At 62.6% G+C, this 3,023-nt stretch carries 5 protein-coding genes; all 5 read right to left on the bottom strand.

Features of this window, described 5'->3' with window-relative positions:
- Positions 1-162 precede the first annotated feature (162 nt).
- Complete coding sequence (locus tag QOD90_RS19530; RefSeq protein ID WP_526352481.1) at positions 163-984, bottom strand: SDR family NAD(P)-dependent oxidoreductase; 822 nt, start codon at positions 982-984, stop codon at positions 163-165.
- Positions 981-1,550 (bottom strand): VOC family protein, encoded by a 570-nt coding sequence (locus QOD90_RS19525; RefSeq protein ID WP_526352480.1) that lies wholly within the window; start codon positions 1,548-1,550, stop codon positions 981-983. The genes QOD90_RS19530 and QOD90_RS19525 overlap by 4 nt, the downstream gene beginning before the upstream one ends.
- 35 nt (positions 1,551-1,585) lie before the next feature.
- Entirely contained in the window at positions 1,586-1,993 is a 408-nt protein-coding gene (locus QOD90_RS19520; protein ID WP_526352479.1) for a nuclear transport factor 2 family protein, read from the bottom strand.
- A 30-nt stretch (positions 1,994-2,023) separates the two neighbouring features.
- Positions 2,024-2,470 (bottom strand): nuclear transport factor 2 family protein, encoded by a 447-nt coding sequence (locus QOD90_RS19515; protein WP_526352478.1) that lies wholly within the window; start codon positions 2,468-2,470, stop codon positions 2,024-2,026.
- Between the two features lie 9 nt (positions 2,471-2,479).
- Positions 2,480-3,023, bottom strand: a 544-nt coding sequence (locus QOD90_RS19510) for an acyl-CoA dehydrogenase family protein (protein ID WP_526352477.1), incomplete at its 5' end; no start/stop codon positions are given.

The following is a 3,023-nucleotide window of genomic DNA, read 5'->3' as shown; positions in this document are numbered from 1 at the left end:
AGCTCTAGTTGGTAGAGCTCGGGGTCGGTCAGTACCCGCAGCGAGACTTCGCGAAAGTCCTTGTCGATCAACTCCGACAGCGGTGTCCCGTCGGACAGCACGGGCCCGGTCGGAGCGTGCTTCACCTCATCTATGGTCACGCCGAACTCCTTCTACTTGTTGTCATTGCCCGGGACTGACGGGCATTGATTCGAACACCGAGAGATCCGGTGGCCTGGTGTTGACCCGAGGTACGTGCAGGCCACCGTCGACGGGAATGGTCGCCCCGGTGATGAAGCGCGCCTCGTCGCTGGCCAGAAATGCCACGACGGGTGCGATGTCGTCTTCCGGATCACCCATCCGTCCCATCGGAATCATCGACGGAATCGCTTGCGCCAGAGCAGGGTTGTCGACCACCATCTGTTCGAAGGCAGCTGACGCGGCGATGGGCGCGATGGCATTGACGAGGATGTTGTGCCTGGCCCACTGGAAGCCTGCGGTCCGGGTGAGAGCCTGCACGCCGCCCTTCGCGGTGTTGTAGTCACCGTGTACCCAGTTGCCGTTGTCGGCGTCGATCGAATAGAAGTTTATGATCCGCCCGCCGCCCTGGGCCTTCATGATCGGGAACGCATCCTGCATGGCCCACCAGACACTCCACAGCCCGACTTTCATCGTCTGCTCGAGCATCTCGTCGGTCTTGTATTCCAGTGGTACGTCCGAGGTCAACGAGATCGCGTTGTTCACCAGGACGTCCAAACGGCCGAAGCTCTCCTGTGCGGCAGCGATTGCGCCTTGGACGTCCGCCTTCTGCGACACGTCGGTCTGAACGAAGAGTCCTTCCCCACCGAGATCGCCAAGGTCGTCTGCCACACGCTTGCCCGCGTCGGCGTCGAATTCTGCGACGACGACTTTGGCGCCCTCACGGGCGAATCGGCGCGCGATCCCGCGGCCGATGCCCTTGCCGGCGCCCGTCACGACGGCGACCCTGCCCTCCAGACGGCTCATTGCGCGGCGCTCTTGGTGTTCACGACTTCTCGGACCCGCGCGCGGAATTCGGGATCGTGAGTGTGATTGAAGTTCACGTTGCCTCCTTCACCGTCGAACTCGTGCAGCCCCGTCAGGTCACGCTCGGGATCGGCGAAGTCCTCGGCGTAGCCGTTCTCGCGGACCGCTACGATCTCCCACCAGTTGCCGTCCGGGTCGGTGAAGTAGAACGACGTGTCGCCATGCATGTGCCTGGGTTCGGTGATCTGCTTGATGCCCCACTCGTCTTTGATCGCTACCAACTTCTCGTGGGCGGCATGAACTTCATCCACGCTGCCTACGTCTAGTCCGTTGTGCGCCAGCATCGACATCGTGCTTTCCTTGCCGGTTTCGACCACTGCGTACGCGTGATTGGTGCCGAGCCGGATCATCATCGACCTGCTGCTGGGTTGGATCACCTCCAGTCCAAGCACCTCCTCGTAGAATCGACGCGCCCTGGCGATGTCCACGGTCTCGAGAGTGCCGTGACCGAGCCGCTGAAGTTTCAGAATGGGCTCACCGTTGAACTTGTCTGTGATTGCGGGCATTACTACGTCCTGTTCTCGTCGTTGGGAAGCAAACGTCACGCACTACTTGGCGACCCTGCTTGCAGCGCCTGCACCGCGACTAGCATCTGCGCCGAATCCATGTATTCGTCGATCCGCCGAATTAGGCCATCCGACAACGCGATCCGCTGTATTGCCGGGATCGAGACCGCCTGGCCACCGGGTAGAGTCAGGTGGACAACGTGGCGCTGAATGCACGCAGAATCCATGACGTCACGACCGACGATCTCGTAGCGCGGTTGTAGCGCTGCGAGCCCGGCCAGCGCCCCCAATGCTGCCACTGCAGGTTGGGCGAGTTGGTCGTAGTTGTGCCAGATCACCGCATCGTCGGTGAATAGCGCGTGGAGGATCCCGGCGTTTCCAGTCGACAGCGCGTCGACGAATCTGTCGACGGTCGACGACACGTCCTGCTGGCTGTCAGCCATGCGAGTCGTTCTCCTTGCCTTGGGCGGTGGTCACGGCCATACCTCCGGGGTGAAGATTGGCCGGGCGAGGCGCGATGAAATACGCCATTTCCCATCGGTTTTGACGTATCGATCGTGAAAGTCGAGGACTCTCCCGTTATCGGTTGCATAGATCACGACCTCACCGTCCCTCGCGGCGGGACCGTGGTAGACCAAGGCGCAGACGACCGCCTCGGCCGTCTCGTCGTCGAAGTCCACGAGATGGAAGTTGGTCAGCAGGTGACGCGTGGTCACCGCCGGCCGCTGCGCCATCCCCTCACGCATCTCGTCGTGCCCGCGGTGAACGATGCCAGCGCGGTCGAAGAGAGCATCGGGGGTGAACAATTCGATCATCGACTCGAACTCGCCGTTGTCGACGAAGTAGGCGAAGGCGTTGTTCAGCCGAGCGAGTTCCCAGTGCACCGTCATTGCCTGGGTGGTGTTCGTCGCCGTGGTCATCGTCGGTCGTCAGCCCAGCGCAGCCGGTGGTACGTCCTCGTCGACGAGCAGCGCTCCGACGATCGTGTAGATCTCCGCGCTTGCCGCGGCGTGTTGGGCCGCCGTGCGGACATCGCGGAGCCGTCGCTGCAACGTCGACGTGTTGTACATGGCGTTGCTACCGGCCAATCCGAATGCCTCGTTGACGATCTCGACGCACTCCGTGTGTGCCCGTGCCACCATTGCGCGCTGGCGAGTGGCAGCCAACGGCGTGATGGGTTCTCGGGAGAGGGCTGCGTCCCACATCAGCGAGACTTCTCTTTCGGCCAGCGCTCGAACGGAGGACAGTCTTATGTCGAGCTGGCCAAGTCGGTATTGAAAGACGGGGTCGGCGGCCAGCCGCATGGTGGGATTGAATGCGGGGCGCTTGGTCTTGGCCAGTGTGCGCAAGTCTTCCAGCGCGCCCTCGGCAATACCCATCACGACGGCGACGTGCGTGGGTCCTAGAGCCAGGCGGACGGGCAGCCGGAACAGCGGGGTGTCGACGCTGGCCGGACCGAAGAACTGGGCGGTG

This window comes from Mycobacterium sp., from assembly GCF_032161845.1.
Classification (GTDB): domain Bacteria; phylum Actinomycetota; class Actinomycetes; order Mycobacteriales; family Mycobacteriaceae; genus Mycobacterium.
The sequence above is the reverse complement of the archived record's forward strand: the minus strand, read 5'-3'. Positions and strand labels throughout refer to the sequence as shown.